Consider the following 19002-nt stretch of genomic DNA (forward strand, 5'->3'; position numbering starts at 1 on the left):
GGTGATGGGCTGACTGCGGTCGCTGCGCTGCTGCTGAGCCTGCTGTCCTGCGGCGCGGCTCACGCGCCCGTACCGCCGCCTCCCGGAAGCTGTGCCGCCCTGCCGTACACCTCGTCGATCAGGCCGTACTCCTTGGCCTCCTCGGCGGAGAACCAGCGGTCGCGGTCGGCGTCACGGGTCCACTGCTCGACGGACTGGCCGGTGTGCTGGGCCGAGAGTTCCGCCATCTTCTTCTTCGTGCGCAGCAGCTGCTCGGCGTGGATCTTGATGTCCGAGGCGGAGCCCGCCAGGCCGGCCGAGGGCTGGTGGATCAGGATGTCCGCGTTCGGCAGCGCGAAACGCTTGCCGTGGGTGCCCGCGCTCAGCAGGAACTGGCCCATCGAGGCGGCGAGGCCCATGGCGATGGTGACCACGTCGTTCTTGATGTACTGCATGGTGTCGTAGATCGCCATGCCGGCCTGGATCGAGCCACCGGGGCTGTTGATGTAAAGGAAGATGTCCTTGTCCGGGTCGGCCGCCAGGAGCAGCAACTGAGCGGTGATCTGGTTGGCGATCTCGTCGTCGACGGGCTGGCCGAGGAAGATGATCCGCTCGTTGAGCAGCCGGTTGTAGACCTGGTCGCCGAGGCCACCACCAAGGTGCTCAGCGGCGGCGGAAGGCATCGGAAGCGTCACGTGTCCACCTGCTCGTGTCCGGACGGTAGCCGAAGGCGTGCCGTCTCTGGGGTCTTCATGCACTTGGGACCCTAACGCGCGGCACCGACGGAGCCATCCCGCATCGGGAGCTGTTCGCTGTCAGCGCAGGTCCCATGGGCCCTCTGTGCAGCCCCGAAGCCCGCGCACCAACAGGTGCGCGGGCCCCGGCTGTCGCGTACTCGGGTACGTGCTGCGAGAGGGCGGTGAGAGGGAGGGTCAGCCCTCCGACTTCTTCTCCTGCTCCTCGTCCGAGCCCTTCTCCGAGGTGTCCTCGGCGGCCGTCGCGGCGGCCTCTCCCGACTCCTCGCCGGCCTCGGCCTGGACCGTCTCGGCGGTCTCGTCCTCGTCGTCCTCGAGGTCGACCGTCTCGCCGTTGCTGTCCTTGACGGTGGCCTTCTCGACGACAGCGGCCAGCGCCTTGCCGCGCGCCACCTCACCGACGAGCATCGGCACCTGACCGCCTTCGACGACCGCCTGCGCGAACTGGTCGGGGCTCATGCCCGAGGACTGGGCACGGCGCATCAGGTGCTCGGTCAGCTCTTCCTGGCTGACGTTGAGCTTCTCCTTGGTGACCAGTTCGTCGAGCACGAACTGGGTGCGGATGCCCTTCTCCGCCTGCTCCTTGAGCTCCGCGTCGAAGTCCTCCTCGGACTTGTCCTGCATCTGCAGGTACGTCGCGAGGTCGAGGCCCATCTGACCGAGCTGGTTGTTGACGAGGTTGTCCTTGCGGGTGCTGACCTCGTCCGCCAGCAGCTTGTCCGGGACGGGAACCTCGACGAGACCGAGGAGGGCGTCCAGCACCTTCTCCTGCGCCTCGGTGGCCTGTTCGTACTTCTTCTGCTGGCCGAGCCGCTTGCGGCTGTCCTCGCGCAGCTCCTCGAGGGTGTCGAACTCGCTGGCCAGCTGGGCGAAGTCGTCGTCCAGGGCGGGCAGTTCACGCGAGGAGACCGTCTGCACCTTGACGGAGACCTCGGCCTCCTTGCCGGCTGCGGAGCCGCCCTTGAGCTCGGAGGTGAAGGTGGACTCGCCGCCGGCCTCGAGACCGGTGACGGCGTCGTCGATGCCGTCGAGGAGCTCGCCGGAGCCGATCGTGTAGTCGACGCCTTCCGCGACGCCGTCCTCGAGGAGCTCGCCGTCGACCTTGGCCTCCAGGTCGACCTTGACCACGTCGCCGTCGGCCGCGGCGCGCTCGACGACCGTGTTGGAGGCGAAGCGCTCACGCAGCTGCTCGACGGCCTTGTCCACGTCCTCGTCGGAGACCTCGGCGGCCTCGACCTCGACCTCGATGCCCGCGTAGTCGGGGATCGTGATCTCGGGGCGGATGTCGACCTCGGCGGTGAAGGACAGCAGCTCGTTGTCCTTCAGGTCGGTGATGTCGACCTCGGGCTGACCCAGCGGGTTCAGCTCACCCTCCTCGACAGCCGACTGGTAGAGCTTCGGAAGCGCGTCGTTGACTGCTTCCTCCAGCACCGCGCCGCGTCCGAACCGCTGGTCGATCACCCGGGCAGGGATCTTTCCCTTACGGAAACCCGGGACGGTGACCTGCTGGTTGATCTTCTTGTACGCCGCGTCGAGGCTGTCCTTGAGCTCCTCGAAGGGCACCTCGACTGTGAGCCGAACCCGGGTGGGGTTCAGGGTCTCCACGGCGCTCTTCACGGTCGGTCTCCTTGGGGCTGACTTCTTGGGGAATAACGCTCTGCCGGGTGCCCCGTAAACCGCTCGGAATCCGGACACGACACTGGCGCGCGCGTCTTGCATAGTACGTGGTCGGGGTGGCCGGATTCGAACCGACGACCTTCCGCTCCCAAAGCGGACGCGCTACCAAGCTGCGCCACACCCCGCCGGTGCGACACGTAGAGTACATGGCCTTCTACGGGGCCGCGCCCGGCTCTCGTCCCGTTCCCGGGCCCCAGCGATGTTCCCTGTCGTCCCGGCTTCCGCGGAAGCGGAATCGGGGTCGAGCCCGAGGTCGGATCGTGCGGCGGACCCTTTCCCGCGGTCGACCCGCCCGGCCCTCCGCGACGGACCGCACCGAGTGCCTCGGATCCGCCCGGCATCTCCAAGGCGTGCGGTCACGTGCCCGCCTCGCGGAGCGAGAGGTCTCGCCGCCGGAAGAGGAACCGCAGGAGTGGGTGACACTTGAACGGTCGCCCGGGCTCCTTCGCACGAGCCCGGTGGTCACACCGCCGGGCGGCAGGCACCGGGCACTCCCCGGTACGGGCGCGGGGGCGGGGCGCCGGCTGTAAGCCGTCACAGTGCTTCCGCCGTGCTCACGGCTCGAACGCCAGCAGCCCCGCGTGGCGCACGTGCTGCCATGCGAGCGCCTCCAGCATCATGTGACATTCGTCGCAACATGAACAATCCGGACGGCCGGTCACTTCTCCCGTGGCCAGGAGCCGGAGCCGGAAGGTCACCACCAGAGAGCAGCCCCAGACCGGGACGGAACCTCCATGTTCGGATCGCGCACATCGGCCACCACGAGACGGGTGACCGCTGCGGCCGTCGCCGCCGCATCCACGCTCACCGTCCTGACGTCGGCCGGCCCGGCGGCGGCGAGCACGGCACAGGCCCGGGTCGGGGGCGCGCAGGTCGTGTGCACCTCGTCCCAGCCCGGTCTGGCGGCACGGCTGGCGGACGACGTGGCCGACGCGATCCGCCCCCGCCAGGACAGCTCGGCGCTCGCCGTGTACGACCGGCGCACCGGCACCACCTGCGAGTTCAGGGCCGACGTGCACTACGACTCGGCCAGCATCGTCAAGGTCTCGGTCCTCGCGGCGCTGCTGCGAAAGGCCCAGGACGAGCACCGCAGGCTGACGCGCGACGAAGTGGATCTCACCACCGCGATGGTCACCAGGTCGGACAACGCGGCAACCTCCACGCTGTGGCGCCGGATCGGCCGCGAGCGCTTCGGTCAGTTCCTGTCGCTGGCCGGGATGCGGAACACCGAGCCCGGACGGAAAGGAGTCTGGGGCCTCACCCGGGTCACCGCGCGGGACCAGGTGAAGCTGCTGCGGCTGCTCACCGCGTCCAACTCGGTCCTCAATGCGGAGTCACGCGCGTACGCCCTCACCCTCATGAACCGCGTTGTGCCGAGCCAGCGTTGGGGAGTGCCGGCCGGAGCCCCGGGCTCGGCCACGGTCCACGTCAAGAACGGCTGGCTGCCGCGTGCCACGGGCGCCTGGCGCGTCCACAGCATCGGCGCGTTCACCCACGGCGGCAACGACTACGGCATCGCCGTGCTCTCGCAGGGCAACAGCACGATGGAGTACGGAGTCGGCACGATCCAGGGCGTCGCCAAGGCGGTGCACCGCGGGCTCGGCAGACGCTGAGCCCTCTGGTCCGGACGGCCGGAGACGGCCGGAGACGGCCGGGAGGACAGGCTCACATCGGCCTCATCCTGTTGCTTCTGCCGCGCGTACCGGCACGTCGGGGACGTCCCGGCCGCACCGGCGCCAGGTCACGATCGTCGGCCGGATGAAGATGCACTACGATGCAGTCCGTGCCGCTCCGACGGACGTGCCGGCCCAGGCCGTGGCGACGCCGGAATCACACACCGGGATCAAGGCGCCCGGTGTGCGGGGCGGGGCACTTGCGGGCGTAGCTCAATGGTAGAGCCCTGGTCTTCCAAACCAGCTACGCGGGTTCGATTCCCGTCGCCCGCTCTGAATGCGAAGGGCCGGCCCCATGTGGGACCGGCCCTTCGGCGTGCTCCGGGTCTTCGGCGCGAGGGGATGCCCTCCTCAGGTGCACGGTGACCATGGGCTCTGTGTGCTCTTGTGCCCCTGCTCGGGCAGGGCCGGTGCAGCCTCGGGCGGACGCCTGCGGCCGCGGGAGCGCCGCCGCGCTAGAAGCTGATCTGGTTGATCATGTCCGCAAGGGAGTTCATGAACCGGTTGACCGACGGCGCGATGTCGGTCGAGGCCAGGAAGAAGCCGAAGAGCACCGCCACGATGGCCGGTCCTGCCTTTATCGAGCCACCCCTGATCATCACCACCAGGATGACTGCCAACAGCAGCACCACAGACAGTGAAATGGCCACAACTGATCACACCCTTGCGGTCGGAAAGCCTCACCGGCCGAGGGGCCGTCGCCACCACTGCCCCCGCCGCGGACCATCGTGCCACCAAGTCACGTGTGCGTGGAGTTGGGTGACGAATCATCGGCCGTGGGACCACCCTCCCCGGTCGTTGCGGTTCTCCCCCGTGCGCACACGCTCTACACGCTCCGGACACACCCGTGACGCATCTCCCACCGCCCGCCGGAAGTTAATACGTACGGTATTTCGTGACGCTCCACACCGATCAATGCGCTGCGCAGCGATAACGCAACATATGCAAGAGCGGACGTGGCTCCGCGGCACCGTCGGCGCCGAATTGCCCCCGCATCGCGGGGTGTTGTGGAGTCGATCACAGCGCGTTCCGGATACGGTCCGCCCGGGTGTGAAACAAGCCCCGTTGAGGCGCCGACCCGACGGTCCCCACCCTGTCCGATTGTCCGGTCGTAACGGACATGTACGGACAGAGTGACACCCGGATCGGGCGCCGTAGCCGGAAATCCCTGCTCACCGACGTGTGTCGAAAACTGTTCCGGGTAGGCGTGTTGGAATCTCGCCAAGAATTTACGACTCACAGGTTTGAGGACTAAGGTGCGACAGATGTTGCACGCTGGTTATGAGCGGGCACCGCTCCCCCCGGTCCGCCAGGAGTCCCCTTCCGCGACGCCTGACGCGTCCGCGGAGCCGCCGGCCAAGGTCAAGAAAAAGCCCGCCGACCAGCGGGACCCCTTTCTCGACAACGCGAAGTACCTCACGATCGTGCTCGTCGCGATCGGACACGTGTGGGACCCGCTGCGCGACGACAGCCGCATGGCGGGCGCGCTCTACTTCGTGCTGTACGCCTTCCACATGCCGGCGTTCATCATCGTCTCGGGCTACCTCTCGCGCAGCTTCGAGGGCAAGCCCCGGCAGATCAAGCGGCTCGTCACCGGCGTGTTTGTGCCGTATGTGATCTTCCAGACGATCTACACCTTCTTCATGCGGTGGGCGAGCGACAACCCCGACCGGGAGTTCCACTACCAGGAGCCGGGCTTCGCACTGTGGTTCCTGGTGGCCCTTTTCCTGTGGAGGCTGACGACCCCGCTGTGGAAGAGCATGCGCTGGCCGCTGCCCGTCGCCCTCGCGGTCGCCGTCGCCGCCGGTGTCACGCCGAGCATCAACAGCGACCTGAACCTGATGCGGATCGCCGCCTTCCTGCCGTTCTTCGTGCTCGGCCTCCAACTGCGGCCCGAGCACTTCCAGATCGTCACTCGGCGCAGGTTCCGGATGCTGGCGCTGCCGGTCTTCGCCGGTGCGCTGCTCGTCGCCTACTGGGCCGTGCCGCGGATGTCCAAGGGCTGGTTCCTGCACGACAAGGCCTCGCAGGACCTCGGGGCGCCGGCCTGGGTCGGCGGCGTGATGACGCTCGCCACCTTCGGCTGCGGGCTGGTGCTGACCGCCGCGTTCCTCGCGCTCGTGCCGCGTCGCCACATGTGGTTCACCTCCCTCGGCGCCGGAACGCTGTACGCGTATCTGATCCACGTCTATCCGATCAAGATCTCGCGCGAGTTCGAGTGGTACGACATGGAGTGGGTCGACCACCCCGTCAGCCGCGTGGTGATCACGTTGATGGCCGCGGTGATGATGACCGTCCTGTGCACCTGGCCGGTGCGCCGCGCCTTCCGCTTCGCCATGGAGCCGAAGATGGAGTGGTTCTTCAGGCAGGACGCGGGTGCGCAGGCCCGCGCACGCCAGAAGGACTCCGTGCCCCCGCCGAATCCGGCTCAGGCGGCCTCCGCGTCCTTCAACCCCGGCGCTCCGGCGCACGCCGAATCGGGCGGCTCCGCCCCGGTCTCCGGGGAGTACGCACGATCGGGTTCGTCGTCCAAAGAGGGCGGCTCCCGCGGCGGCAAGCACGCCAGATAGGCGGACGGGAGAACAGCCTTTCGGACGGGCGGGCCGGGCGCTTCTGCGCACCGGCCCGCTGTCGCGTGAGGGGCGGCGTCCGCGACCGGCCTCGCCCCGGGCCCCCTGCCGGCTCAGCCGCGGCGGAGCAGCAGCAGGGCGCGGTCGTCGTTCACGTCCCGCGCCACCGTCTCGATCAGGTGCCAGGCGGCACCGTGGAAACCCGAGGCGACGTGCCGGTCGGCCTCACCTGTGAGCCGGTCGAGCCCGTCCGACAGATCGCGTTCCGAGGTCTCCACGAGGCCGTCGGTGAAGAGCATCAGCACGTCGCCCTGCAGCAGCGTCCCCTTCACCGGGTCGAACTGGGCGCCCTGGTAGACCCCGAGCAGCGGCCCGTCGCCCGTCTTCTCCTCCCACTTGCCGGTGCCCGCGCCCCGCTGGAGGGCGGGAACGTGCCCGGCCGAGAAGAGCTCGTAGTCGCCGCTGTCCAGGTCGAGGACGAGATGGACGGAGGTGGCGAAGCCCTCCTCCCAGTCCTGCCGCAGCAGATAGCCGTTGGCGGCGGCCAGGAAGGCGTGCGGCGGCAGGGAGCCCAGCAGGCCGCCGAACGCACCGGAGAGCAGCAGCGCGCGTGAACCGGCGTCCATGCCCTTCCCGGACACGTCCGTCAGCACGACCTCGAGCGTGCGCTCCCCCGGGCCCGTACGCGCCGCCACGACGAAGTCCCCCGAGAACGACTGCCCGCCGGCCGGCCGCAGCGCCATCTCGCGGTGCCAGCCACGTGGCAGCCTGGGCAGCTTGCTCTGTACGCGGATGCGCTCGCGGAGGTCGAAGAGCATGGTGCCGCCGCGCCGCCAGGGCACGCCGACGCGGCTACGGAACTGCGCGACCAGCAGGCCCGCGAGCCCCGCCGTGGCCACGACCAGGATGCTGCCGGGCGTGACGCGCCCAGCCCCGTCCTGGTACGGCCCGAGCATCGCGGACTCGACGATGAGGGCCACCGCCACCGACGCGTAGAGCGCCAGCAGGCTCGCCGGGCGCAGCAGCAGGCCGCCCGCGATGAGCGGCAGCACAAGCGCTTCCGGAGCGGCCCACAGCGGCATGAGGACCGTGAGGACGGTCAGCAGCGGAATGGTGAGAAGCAGTGCGCCGAAGGCGAGCCAGTCCGAGACTCCGCCGCGGAAATAGTCCACGGCGCAGCGGCGCAGCCTCGTTCGGGCCCGGTGCAACGCTCTTCGCGTCTTGTGCAACCGGGCCTTCGGGGGTGTGAGGCTCGGACGACGTACCGCCATGCAGATGGACCTTATCGAGCCTTTGACCAGTGCGTCACTTCCGTTCACGACGTGCAAGAACGACGGAACGTGCGTATGCACGTGCATCCGTCTCCGGGGGTGGGGAAATGCGTTGGCCACTACTCAAAACCCCTGCTAGAGAAGGCGCATGACGACAGAGTTGCGCACGCTGAGCCGTTCGGAATGGGACTCCTGGTACGACGGAATTCTTCGAGCTTTCGCCGCCGTCGGAACCCATGAACGAGAGCTGCACCGGGAATTGACCGAAATGGACCGGTCGCTCGGCGCATGGGACGGCGGCGAACTCGTCGGCTCCGCGAGCCTGATCTCATTCCGGATGACCGTGCCGGGAGGTGCGCCGGTGCCCTCGGCGGGCCTGTCCATGGTGCATGTGGCGCCGACGCACCGGCGTCGCGGGATCCTCCGCTCCATGATGCGGCGCCAGTTGGACGAGACACGGGAGGCCGGAGTGGAACCGCTCTCCCTGCTCACCGCCTCCGAACCGGACATCTATGGACGGTTCGGCTACGGCATGGCCGCGCGCAGGCTCGACGCCGACATCGACACCACCCGCGTCACCCTGCGGCCCCCGCCGGGCTCGGACCGTCTGCGGCTGCGGCTCGCCGACGACGCGGCGTCCGTGAGCGACGCGTGCGAGAGCGTCTACGCGCGCCGGGTTCCCGAGCGCGCGGGGATGCTGGAGCGCGCACCCGGGTGGGAGCGCCGCCCGTTGCTGGACGATCCGGCGAGCCGGGGAGGCGCCACGAAACTGGCCTGCGTACTGGCCGAGGACGAGAGCGGAGAGGTGTGCGGGTACGCGCGCTACGCCCTCAAGGGCCGCTGGGACGAGGACGGCGTTCCGCGCGGCACCGTCCTGCTGCGCGATCTGGAAGCGCTGGACACGGCGGCGTACGGCGCCCTGTGGCGCTTTCTGTTCGAGATCGATCTGATGGCGGAGATCAGCGTGCGGGACCGCCCCGTCGACGACCCGTGGCTGCACATGGTGGACGACAGCGTGCGGCTGTGCCGTCCGCGGTGGCGGGACTCGCTGTTCGCGCGGCCGGTGGAGGTGGGGGCCGCGCTGGCGGCCCGTGCCTACACCGTTCCGGTCGATGTGGTCCTCGATGTCGAGGACGCCTCCTGCCCGTGGAACGAGGGGCGCTGGCGGCTCTCGGGCGACGCCGGGGGCGCCACGTGCGAACGTACGGGAGATGCTGCCGATCTCGCCCTGTCCGTACGGGAGTTGGGCGAGGCGTATCTGGGCGGCACCGCGCTGCGGACGCTCGGTGCGGCGGGCCGCGTGCGGGAGCTGCGGCCGGGAGCGTTGAACGCCGCGTCCGCCGCCTTCGCCACGGACCAGGCGCCGTGGCTCTCCCACGGATTCTGACGCGGGGTGGGGTGAACTCCGGGCCGGCGGGGCGAAGTTGGGGCGGTCCGGCGCTTCAGGCGGGCTGGCAGGCGGGGCACCAGAAGAGGTTCCGCGCCGCCAGTGCCGCCGTACGGACCGGTTCGCCGCACACATGGCATGCCTTGCCGGCCCGCCGGTACACGTACACCTCGCCGCCGTGGTCGTCGACGCGCGGGGCGCGCCCCATGGCCTCCGGAGTGTGATGGGGGCGCACGGTGTCGATGCGGTTGTTGCGCACGCCCTCATGCATCAACTCGACGAGGTCGGCCCAGATCGCGTCCCACTCCGTGCGGCTCAGCCCGCGCCCGGGACGGTACGGGTCGATCCCGTGCCGGAAGAGCACCTCGGCCCGGTAGACGTTGCCGACGCCCGCGACGATCTTCTGGTCCATCAGCAGCGCCGCGATGGTGGTGCGGCTGCGGGAGACGCGTGCCCAGGCCCGCTCCGGATCGGCGTCCGCGCGCAGCGGGTCGGGCCCGAGCCGCTCCTCCACGGCCTGCTTCTCGTCCTCAGTGATCAGCTCGCAGCGGGTCGGCCCGCGCAGATCCGCGTGGACGCCGCTCGCCTCGCCGCCGCCGTCCCCCTCACCGACGAGCCTGAGCCGCACCTGCCCCACGGGCGCTGGAGCCGGCCCCGCGCCGAAGGTGAACTTGCCGTAGAGGCCGAGGTGTACGTGCACCCAGCCCGCGCCGTCGAAGCCGAGGAACAGATGCTTCCCGTGGGCTTCGGCCCCCGTGAGGACCTGCCCGTCCACGAGGGCCGCGCCGTCGGAGAACTTCCCCTGCGGGCTGGCGGCCCGTACCTTGCGGCGCCCGAAGCTCTCCAGACAGTCCTGGGCGAGCCGGTGGATCGTGTGCCCCTCGGGCATGCGGTCAGGTCTCCGGGTGGTGTGGCGGCACGGGAGGCAGCTGCCCCGTGACCTCGTACGCGGAGAGCATGTCGATGCGGCGCTCGTGCCGATCGCCGTGCGAGAAGGGGGTGTTGAGGAAGGTCTCCACGAACGTCAGCGCCTCGTCCGTGGTGTGCATCCGCGCTCCGAGGCTGACGACGTTGGCGTTGTTGTGCTCGCGCGCCAGCGACGCCGTCTCCTCGCTCCAGGCCAGGGCGCAGCGCACGCCCTTCACCTTGTTCGCGGCCATCTGCTCGCCGTTGCCGGAGCCGCCGACGACGATGCCCATGGCCTCGGTGTCCTGCGCGGTGCGCTCGGCCGCCCGGAGGCAGAACGGCGGGTAGTCGTCGGCCGCGTCGTAGATGTGGGGGCCGCAGTCGACGGGCTCGTGCCCGGCGGACCGCAGCCACTCGACGAGGCGGTTCTTCAGTTCGTAGCCGGCATGATCGGAGCCGAGGTACACGCGCATGGCGCCGAGTCTATGACGCCGTGCGGCGGCGCTCGGCACCGGGCGTGACCTCGGACGACGTGGCCGTCGCCGGTACCGGGCGGTCCACGGGGCACGCCCCAGGGGCCCGCCCGGTGCGCGGTGTCACGGCGTCAGCCGCGGCGGCCCGCCAGCTTCCACGCTCCGGGCAGCGCGACCATCGCGAGTGCCGCCTTGAGCAGATCGCCGATCAGGAAAGGCACCAGACCGGCGGCGACAGCCTCGGACGCAGACATGCCGGCGGCGAGCGCGAGGTAGGGCACACCGACCGCGTACGTCAGCACCATGCCGACTGCCATCGTCCCGGCCGTGCGCAGCGGCCCGCGGTCGCCACCGCGCCGTGCCAGCGCCCCGACCACGGTGGCGGCCAGCAGCATCCCGAGCACATATCCGAAGGACGGCATCGCGGCGCCCGACGATGCCTCGGCGAACCAGGGCATCCCCGCCGCGCCCGCCAGTGTGTACAGCGCCATCGCGAGGAAGCCGCGTCGCGCGCCGAGCCCCGCGCCGACGAGGAGCGCAGCGAACGTCTGCCCTGTGACGGGCACCGGCGATCCCGGTACCGGCACGGCGAGTTGGGCGGCGACGCCGGTGAGGGCCGCGCCGCCGAGGACCAGCGCCGCGTCGCGTACGTGCGCGCGCGGCCCGGTGGCGGTTGCCGAGTCCGGCGTCAGCGCGTCGGCGAGAACGGCGCCGGGACGGGGATCGGCGGCGGGTGTGAGGGCGCTCATCGGGCGGCTCCGGGTCCTGTGTGTCGGTACGGGTTGCGGTGGTGTCCGCGAACCGTTCGGCGTGCGGACCGTTCGACGCTAGCCGAAGCCGCCAGAGGACGAAGTGAGGGATCGGACAGAACCGGACGGGTCTCGCTTGACGGGTCCTCGCAGAGGCGCCCGATCAAGCCGCCCGACGGGGCGGCAGTTGGGCACGTGATCTCCGCAACACCCGGGGAGAGGCCGTGCCGTTGGCGTGGCCTGAACTGATCGCGGGCCGCTTGCCGCACGTCACGACCCCGCTGCGAGACTGGTTTGCCGATACATCGACCACCCGAAGTCTTCTCAGGAACGGCCCTTCATGACCCGCACCGAGCTGTCCGACGCGCCACCCCCCAGCCCGGGGGGTTCCAGAACGGACCGGGGGCAGTCCGCCCTGTCCCACGGCCTCAAGCAGCGCCATCTGTCCATGATCGCTCTGGGGGGAGTGATCGGAGCCGGGCTCTTCGTGGGCTCCGGTGCGGGCATCGCCGCGGCGGGCCCGTCGATCGTCCTCGCCTACGCCGCATCCGGTCTGCTCGTGATGCTCGTGATGCGCATGCTGGGTGAGATGTCGGCGGCGAACCCGGCGTCCGGCTCGTTCTCCGTCCACGCGGAGCGGGCGCTCGGCCCGTGGGCCGGGTTCACCGCGGGGTGGATCTACTGGGTGCTGCTGTGCGTCGCGATCGCGACGGAGGCGACCGCCGCGGCCGACATCGTCACGCAGTGGATGCCCGGCACCGAGCCGTGGATGTGGGTCGCCCTCTTCATGGCGCTCTTCTGCCTCTCGAACCTCGTGGCCGTGCGGAACTTCGGTGAGACGGAGTTCTGGTTCGCGGCGCTGAAGGTCTTCGCGATCACTGCCTTCCTGCTGCTGGGCGCGGTCGCCGTCGCCGGCCTGCTGCCGGGTGTCGACGCCCCGGGGACGGCCCACCTCACCGGTGAGGGCGGCTTCCTGCCGGCCGGTACGAACGGCCTCGTCATCGGGCTGCTCGCCTCCGTCTTCGCCTACGGCGGCCTGGAGACGGTGACCATCGCGGCCGCGGAGTCCGAGGACCCGATCAGGGGCGTCGCGAAGGCGGTGCGCACCGCGATGTGGCGCATCGCCGTCTTCTACGTCGGCTCGATGCTGGTGATCGTCACGCTGATCCCCTGGGACGACAAGTCCGTGCTCGCGGGCCCGTACGCAGCGGTGCTGGACCACATCGGCATCCCCGGTGCCGCGCAGGTGATGAACACCGTGGTGCTGGTCGCACTGCTCTCGGCGATGAACGCCAACATCTACGGGGCGTCCCGCATGGCCTACTCCCTCATCGCCCGCGGCCAGGGCCCGCGCTTCCTGGGGCGGGTCAGCGGGAGCGGGGTGCCGCGTCCCGCTGTCGTCGCCTCGTCCGTCTTCGGCTTCATCGCGGTGCTGCTGAATTTCTGGTGGCCGGACACGGTTTTCCAGTGGCTACTGAACATGGTCGGCGCCGCGACGCTCGTGGTGTGGGGCTTCATCGCCCTCTCCCAGCTGGTCAGCAGGCGCCGCCTGGAGCGCGAGGCGCCGGAGAAGCTCGTGGTGCGGATGTGGGCCTTCCCCGTGCTGACGGTCGTCGCGCTGCTCGGCATCCTCACGGTGCTCCTGCTGATGCTGCGCGAGGGCGACACCCGTACCCAGCTGGCCTTCACGGGCTGTCTGACGTTCGTGCTGATCGCGATCGGGCTGGCCCGGCAGAAGACGCTGCCCAGCGGCGGCGACCGTGCCGGAGACGCCGCCGGGCCCGGCGGGGCGAAGACGGGTGACGGCTCGGCCTGACCGTACGGACACCGGAGAACACCGGTCCGCGAGCACTCGACGGGGCGGTCCCGCACTGCGGGGCCGCTCCGTTTTCCGTGCCGCTGTTGCTGCTAGCGTCCTCTTGCAAGTAATGTGCAATAAGCGGAGGAGAGAACGCCATGGCCCTGTATTCGCTGCCTGAGCTGCCGTACGACTACTCCGCCCTGGAGCCGGTCATCAGCGGCGAGATCATCGAACTGCACCACGACAAGCACCACGCCGGTTACGTGAAGGGCGCCAACGACACCCTGGAGCAGCTGGCCGAGGCACGCGAGCGGGACCAGTGGGGTTCGGTGAACGGCTTGGAGAAGAACCTGGCGTTCCACCTCTCGGGGCACATCCTGCACAGCATCTACTGGCGGAACATGACCGGCGACGGAGGAGGCGAACCGCTGGAGAAGGACGGGACGGGCGAACTGGCCGACGCCGTCGCCGAGTCCTTCGGCTCCTTCGACAGGTTCAAGGCGCACCTGACCAAGGCGGCGGCCACCACGCAGGGCAGCGGCTGGGGGGTTCTCGCCTACGAACCGGTGACCGGGCGGCTCATCGTGGAACAGGTCTATGACCACCAGGGCAACGTCGGCCAGGGCAGCGTGCCGATTCTGGTCTTCGACGCCTGGGAGCACGCCTTCTACCTCCAGTACAGGAACCAGAAGGTCGACTTCGTCGAGGCGATGTGGCGCGTCGTGAACTGGCAGGACGTCAGCCGCCGCTACAGCGCCGCCAAGGAGAAGGGGAACACTCTGCTCACGGCGCTGTGAGCGGCCCCGGGACCCAGGACCTCCTGCCCTCGTGATCGTCTTCTCACCTTTCACCGGGCAGGCGGAGAAAAGGGAGGGCCCCCGTACGGACGTGACGTACGGGGGCCCTCCTGTTCGTGCGGGCCCGGCCCCGGGCGGGGGCGCGCCCGTAGGCCGAGGCTGTCAGTCGTCGAAGACGGGACCGACGTCGCGGGTGCGCTTGATCTCGTAGAAGCCGGGCGTGGAGGCCACCATCAGCGTGCCGTCCCACAGCTTCGCCGCCGCCTCGCCCTTGGGCGCGGGGGTGACGACGGGCCCGAAGAACGCTATCCGCGATCCGTCCGCTCCGGGGACGGCGATGACGGGCGTGCCGACGTCCTGGCCCACGAGGTCGATGCCCTCCTTGTGGGACGCGCGCAGCGCCTCGTCGTACTCCGTGGAGTCCGCGGCGTCGACGAGGTCGGCGGGCAGGCCGGCGTCTTCCAGCGCCTCGGAGAGCAGCTCGCGGGACAGCTCCTGCCCGCGGTTGTGCAGACGGGTGCCGAGCGCCGTGTAGAGGGGACCGAGCGCCTCGCCCCCGTGCTTCTGCTCCGCCGCGATGCACACGCGTACGGGGCCCCAGGCGGAGGCGAGCAGTTCCCGGTACCCCTCGGGCAGCTCGTCCAGCTTGTTCTCGTTGAGGACCGCCAGGCTCATCACGTGCCAGCGGACCTCGATGGGCCGGACCTTCTCGACCTCGAGCATCCACCTGGAGGTCAGCCAGGCCCACGGGCACCTGGGGTCGAACCAGAAGTCGGCGACGGTCTTGTCTGTCATGACACGTTCTCCTCGGCTCTCCTGAGCATTGCGGGCGGTCCGGCCTCAGCGGCAACGCTCGGCCCCGCGCCGCCATTCCCGCGTGTGCGGCGCATCTGCCGCGTGGCATGCTGAGCGGCGTCGCCGGAGCCCCGCCGAGGGACGCCGCGCGCAAGGGCCCCGGCCTGGTGCGGACCGCGACAGGGCGAGAAGCCGAGATTCGAGAAGAGGAGCCACGCCGTGCCCGGAGAGAACCTGACCCAGCACGAGGCACAGCGACGGGCCGGGCTGCTGACCGTGGACGGCTACGACGTGGCCCTGGATCTGCGCTCCGCGACGGCGTCCCCGCCCGCCAAGGGGCCCCGTACGTTCCGTTCGACGACGACGATCCGCTTCCGTTGCTCGGAGCCGGGCGCTTCCAGCTTCGCCGACCTCGTCGCGCCCCGGGTGCACTCGGTGACCCTCAACGGCCGCTCCCTGCCCGTCGACACCGTCTTCGACGGCGCGCGCATCGCTCTGGACGACCTGGAGGCGGAGAACGAGCTCGTCGTCGACGCGGCCTGCGCGTACAGCCGCACCGGCGAGGGCCTGCACCACTTCCTCGACCCCGAGGACGGCGAGGTCTACCTCTACACGCAGTACGAACCGGCCGACGCCCGCCGGGTGTTCGCCAACTTCGAACAGCCCGACCTGAAGGCCCGCTTCGCCTTCACCGTCACCGCTCCCGCCCGGTGGACGGTGCTCAGCAACGGCCGGCAGCAGGGCGAGCCGGAGCCGCTGGACGAAGGCGCGGCGGCCTGCTGGCACTTCGCGCCGACCGAGCCCGTCTCGACGTACATCACCGCCGTGGTCGCCGGGCCCTACCACTACGTCACCGACACCTACCGCCGTCCGGCCGGGGACTCCGGCGAAGAGCTGGAGATCCCGCTCGGGGCACTGTGCCGGAAGGGGCTGGCCAAGCACTTCGACGCCGAGGACATCTTCACCGTCACCAAGCAGGGCCTGGACTTCTTCCACGACAACTTCGGCTTCCCCTACCCCTTCGGCAAGTACGACCAGGCGTTCGTCCCCGAGTACAACCTCGGCGCGATGGAGAACCCTGGCCTGGTCACCTTCCGCGAGGAGTTCGTCTTCCGCGGGATGGTCACGGAGGCGTCGTACGAGCACAGGGCGAACGTCATCCTGCACGAGATGGCGCACATGTGGTTCGGCGACCTGGTCACCATGCGCTGGTGGGACGACCTGTGGCTGAAGGAGTCCTTCGCCGACTTCATGGGCGCGCTGGCGCTGGTGGAGGCGACGCGCTTCAAGGACGGCTGGATCACCTTCGCCAACCGCCGCAAGTCCTGGGCCTACCGGGCCGACCAGCTGCCCTCCACGCACCCCGTCACCGCGGACATCACGGATCTGGAGGACGCCAAGCTCAACTTCGACGGGATCACCTACGCCAAGGGGGCGTCCGTCCTCAAGCAGCTCGTCGCCTACGTCGGCCGGGAGACCTTCCTGGAGGGCGCGCGGCGCTACTTCCAGCGGCACGCGTGGGGCAACACGACGCTTGCGGACCTGCTGGCCGTCCTGGAGGAGACCTCGGGGCGCGACATGGACGAGTGGTCCCGCGCCTGGCTGCAGGAGGCCGGCGTCAACTCGTTGACGCCGCAAGTCACTTGCGACGCCGAGGGCCGGATCACCGAGCTGGCCGTCCTCCAGGAGGCCCCGGAGACGCATCCCGTCCTGCGCCCGCACCGCGTGGCCGTGGGCCTCTACCGGCGCGAGGCCGTCGATCGCAGGCTCGTCCGCTACGCCCGCGCGGAGACCGACGTCAGGGGTGCGCGCACGGTCGTCGCGGAACTGGCCGGTGAGCATCGGCCGGACCTGGTGCTCGTCAACGACGACGACCTCACGTACTGCAAGACCCGACTCGACGAGGGCTCGCTGGCGTCGCTCCGTGACCACCTGGGCGAGCTCGCCCCTCCCGGTCCGGCAGCCGAGCGGGGCACGGCCCCCGAGGCGGACGGTGCGCACAACCCCACGCTGTCCAGGGCGCTTTGCTGGTCCGCGATGTGGAACCTGACACGCGACGCCCTGATGCCCGCCAGGGACTTCGTCTCCCTCGTGCTCTCCTTCGCCGCGACCGAGTCGGACGTCGGCGTACTGCAGACGCTGCACGCCTGGAGCCGCTCCGCCGTCGTCCACTACGCCGCGCCGGAGTGGCGCGCGGAGGGCCGGCGGGCGCTGGCCGAGGGCGCGTTGAGGGGCCTGCGGCTGGCCGGTCCCGGCAGCGGGCACCAGCTGGCGTGGGCGCGGTTCTTCTCCGCGGTCGCCTCGGAGGAGAAGGATCTGCGGCTGCTGCGGGGGTTGCTCGGGGTGCCGGGTCCTGACGGTTCGAAGGGTGACGGCTCCGCACGGATCGACGGTCTCGTGGTCGACCAGGAGCTGCGCTGGACGTTCCTGGAGACGCTGGCGGCACACGGCGAGGCCGACGAGGAGCTCCTCGACGCCGAACTCGCCCGCGACAACACGGCGTCCGGCAAGCGGCACCATGTGCGCTGTCTGGCGGCGCGCCCCTCGGCCGGGGTCAAGGCGCAGGCATGGGATGCCGTCATGAGGTCCGACCGGCTCTCCAACGCCCTGGTCGAGGCCACCATCGCGGGCTTCGCGCAGCCGGGCCAGGAGGAGCTCACGGCCCCGTACGTGCAGCCGTACTTCGACGCGCTGGAGGGGGTCTGGCGTACGAGGTCGATCGAGATCGCGATGGCCGTCGTCCTCGGTCTCTACCCGGATCTCCAGGGTGATCAGGCCACGCTGGACGCGACAGACGCCTGGCTCGCCGCGCACGAGGACTCCCCTCCCGCGCTGCGCCGGCTCGTCCTGGAGTCACGCGACGACCTGGCCCGCGCGCTGCGGGCGCAGCGCTGCGACGCGGCTGCCGCGAAGGACTGACCGCGGGCCTCGTGGACGCGGCGGGGCTGCCGGGCGGGTGAGGGCCGACCGCCGCGGGACGACCCTGGCGGGTCCACCGCGGCGGTGACGTCTACGCGACGACGGTGAACGGCAGCGACATGCCGCCGTCGTGCTGCTGGTACCAGCAGCGGTAGGTGTCGCTCGCCCAGGCCACCTCGCGGTAGGCGGCCTGGAGGTCGGCGAGCAGGGCGGCCGGTTCGATCACGGGCGCCGTGCCGGGATCCACCCCGGACGTCGTCCCGCGGGTCGCCAGCAGCAGTCGCACCGCCAGCGGGTCGCCGAGCAGCGGCCGTACGACCCTGCCGGGACGTGCGGGCGCGGTGGGCTGGCAGGGTGCGACGACCTCGCCGGCGGCCACGAGGTCGGCGGCGGCGAGATTGTCGCCGTGCACCACGCGGGGGTTGATGCCCGCCTCGGTGAAGACCCTGCGCAGTCCGGTCCATTCGCCGTCGGCCGCCGGGTCGACCATCCATCGCTCGTCCGCCAGCTCCCCGAGGCTGAGCACCGCACGCGAGGCGAGCGAATGAGTCGCGGAGAGGGCGACGAACTGCGGTTCGCGCTCGACGAGTACGTACAGCTCGAGTCCGTCCGGTATCTGCAGCGGCGTGCCCTCGACCTCGTGCACGAAGACGGCGTCCAGCTGGTTCGACCCGACCATGCGCAGCAGCGTGTGCGCGGAGGCGTCCATGTGGAAGGTGGTGTCGGCCTCGGGGAAGCGGGCGCGCAGCCTGCGCAGCCAGCCCGGCACCGCGGGGCTTCCGGTGCTGCCGATGCGCAGATACTCGCCCCCGGCGCGGTTCGCGGCGGCACGCGCCTCGCTGACGAGCGCGGTCATCTCCGCAACGAGCGGGCGGGCCCGGCACAGGACGAACCTGCCGAGGGGGGTGGGGACGCTCCCCGTACGCTCACGGGAGAACAGCTGCCCTCCCACGGCCTGCTCGATGCGGCGGAGCTGGGTGGTCAGGGAGGGCTGAGTCATGCCGAGTTGACGGGCCGCCTTGTGCACACTGCCCGTGTCGGCTATCGCACACAGTGCGCGAAGATGCCTCACCTCGAGCTCCACACGGCGGAGCATATCCAAGCGGGCGTTCGTCACACCAGATACCAAGGGAGCCGGGGAACCTACTGCGCATCGGGTGATGGGACGGAGCTATCGCCACTTGCCATCATCCCCCGGGCCTGACTCTCCAACAGACTCTCCGTCGGCAGGAGTTCTTCCGGCAGCACAC

15 protein-coding genes and 2 tRNA genes are annotated in these 19002 nt (G+C 70.3%); 7 read left to right on the forward strand and 10 right to left on the reverse strand.

Features of this window, described 5'->3' with window-relative positions:
- Positions 1–59: 59 nt before the first annotated feature.
- From I004_RS0108610 to I004_RS0108620, 3 genes are all read right to left on the reverse strand, one after another.
- Positions 60–662: an ATP-dependent Clp protease proteolytic subunit gene (locus I004_RS0108610; protein WP_106965301.1), complete on the reverse strand. Its 603-nt coding sequence runs from the start codon at positions 660–662 to the stop codon at positions 60–62.
- A 249-nt stretch (positions 663–911) separates the two neighbouring features.
- A complete protein-coding gene (tig, locus tag I004_RS0108615; protein WP_028435136.1) occupies positions 912–2351 on the reverse strand; it encodes a trigger factor in 1440 nt (479 codons plus the stop codon).
- A 108-nt stretch (positions 2352–2459) separates the two neighbouring features.
- Positions 2460–2536, reverse strand: a tRNA-Pro gene (locus I004_RS0108620).
- A gap of 609 nt (positions 2537–3145) precedes the next feature.
- On the opposite strand from I004_RS0108620, the gene I004_RS0108625 reads away from it, so the two are divergent.
- Positions 3146–4024: a serine hydrolase gene (locus I004_RS0108625; protein WP_028435137.1), complete on the forward strand. Its 879-nt coding sequence runs from the start codon at positions 3146–3148 to the stop codon at positions 4022–4024.
- Positions 4025–4286: 262 nt separating this feature from the next.
- Positions 4287–4357, forward strand: a tRNA-Gly gene (locus I004_RS0108630).
- Positions 4358–4539: 182 nt separating this feature from the next.
- Here the strand turns inward: I004_RS0108630 and I004_RS0108635 are convergent.
- Positions 4540–4734, reverse strand: coding sequence for a hypothetical protein (locus I004_RS0108635; RefSeq protein ID WP_028435138.1), 195 nt, complete (start codon positions 4732–4734; stop codon positions 4540–4542).
- A 615-nt stretch (positions 4735–5349) separates the two neighbouring features.
- Here I004_RS0108635 and I004_RS0108640 point away from each other — a divergent pair.
- The gene (locus tag I004_RS0108640; RefSeq protein WP_028435139.1) at positions 5350–6654 is read left to right on the forward strand and encodes an acyltransferase family protein; all 1305 of its coding nucleotides are present in this window, start codon (positions 5350–5352) and stop codon (positions 6652–6654) included.
- A 113-nt stretch (positions 6655–6767) separates the two neighbouring features.
- Here I004_RS0108640 and I004_RS0108645 read toward each other — a convergent pair whose 3' ends face one another.
- A complete protein-coding gene (locus I004_RS0108645) occupies positions 6768–7925 on the reverse strand; it encodes a PP2C family protein-serine/threonine phosphatase (protein ID WP_028435140.1) in 1158 nt (385 codons plus the stop codon).
- 148 nt (positions 7926–8073) lie between these two features.
- Here I004_RS0108645 and I004_RS0108650 point away from each other — a divergent pair, with 148 nt between their 5' ends.
- A complete protein-coding gene (locus tag I004_RS0108650; RefSeq protein WP_028435141.1) occupies positions 8074–9312 on the forward strand; it encodes a GNAT family N-acetyltransferase in 1239 nt (412 codons plus the stop codon).
- 55 nt (positions 9313–9367) lie between these two features.
- On the opposite strand, the gene I004_RS0108655 is transcribed toward I004_RS0108650, so the two are convergent.
- From I004_RS0108655 to I004_RS0108665, 3 genes are all read right to left on the reverse strand, one after another.
- Positions 9368–10201 (reverse strand): DNA-formamidopyrimidine glycosylase family protein, encoded by an 834-nt coding sequence (locus tag I004_RS0108655; protein WP_028435142.1) that lies wholly within the window; start codon positions 10199–10201, stop codon positions 9368–9370.
- A gap of 4 nt (positions 10202–10205) precedes the next feature.
- The gene (locus I004_RS0108660; RefSeq protein ID WP_028435143.1) at positions 10206–10691 is read right to left on the reverse strand and encodes a ribose-5-phosphate isomerase; all 486 of its coding nucleotides are present in this window, start codon (positions 10689–10691) and stop codon (positions 10206–10208) included.
- A gap of 131 nt (positions 10692–10822) precedes the next feature.
- A complete protein-coding gene (locus I004_RS0108665; protein WP_028435144.1) occupies positions 10823–11440 on the reverse strand; it encodes a biotin transporter BioY in 618 nt (205 codons plus the stop codon).
- 340 nt (positions 11441–11780) lie between these two features.
- Here I004_RS0108665 and I004_RS33020 point away from each other — a divergent pair, with 340 nt between their 5' ends.
- Complete coding sequence (locus tag I004_RS33020) at positions 11781–13256, forward strand: amino acid permease (protein ID WP_078510943.1); 1476 nt, start codon at positions 11781–11783, stop codon at positions 13254–13256.
- A 140-nt stretch (positions 13257–13396) separates the two neighbouring features.
- On the forward strand, positions 13397–14038 hold the full coding sequence (locus I004_RS0108675) for a superoxide dismutase (protein ID WP_028435145.1): 642 nt from the start codon (positions 13397–13399) through the stop codon (positions 14036–14038).
- A gap of 162 nt (positions 14039–14200) precedes the next feature.
- On the opposite strand, the gene I004_RS0108680 is transcribed toward I004_RS0108675, so the two are convergent.
- On the reverse strand, positions 14201–14833 hold the full coding sequence (locus tag I004_RS0108680; protein WP_028435146.1) for a mycothiol-dependent nitroreductase Rv2466c family protein: 633 nt from the start codon (positions 14831–14833) through the stop codon (positions 14201–14203).
- Positions 14834–15052: 219 nt separating this feature from the next.
- Between I004_RS0108680 and pepN the strand changes: the two genes are divergently transcribed.
- Positions 15053–17752 (forward strand): aminopeptidase N, encoded by a 2700-nt coding sequence (gene pepN / locus I004_RS0108685; RefSeq protein WP_028435147.1) that lies wholly within the window; start codon positions 15053–15055, stop codon positions 17750–17752.
- Positions 17753–17843: 91 nt separating this feature from the next.
- Here the strand turns inward: pepN and I004_RS0108690 are convergent, their stop codons facing one another.
- Positions 17844–18848, reverse strand: a complete 1005-nt coding sequence (locus I004_RS0108690; RefSeq protein WP_051344851.1) for a LysR family transcriptional regulator — start codon at positions 18846–18848, stop codon at positions 17844–17846.
- Positions 18849–19002 lie beyond the last annotated feature (154 nt).

Source organism: Streptomyces sp. TAA486, from assembly GCF_000426165.1.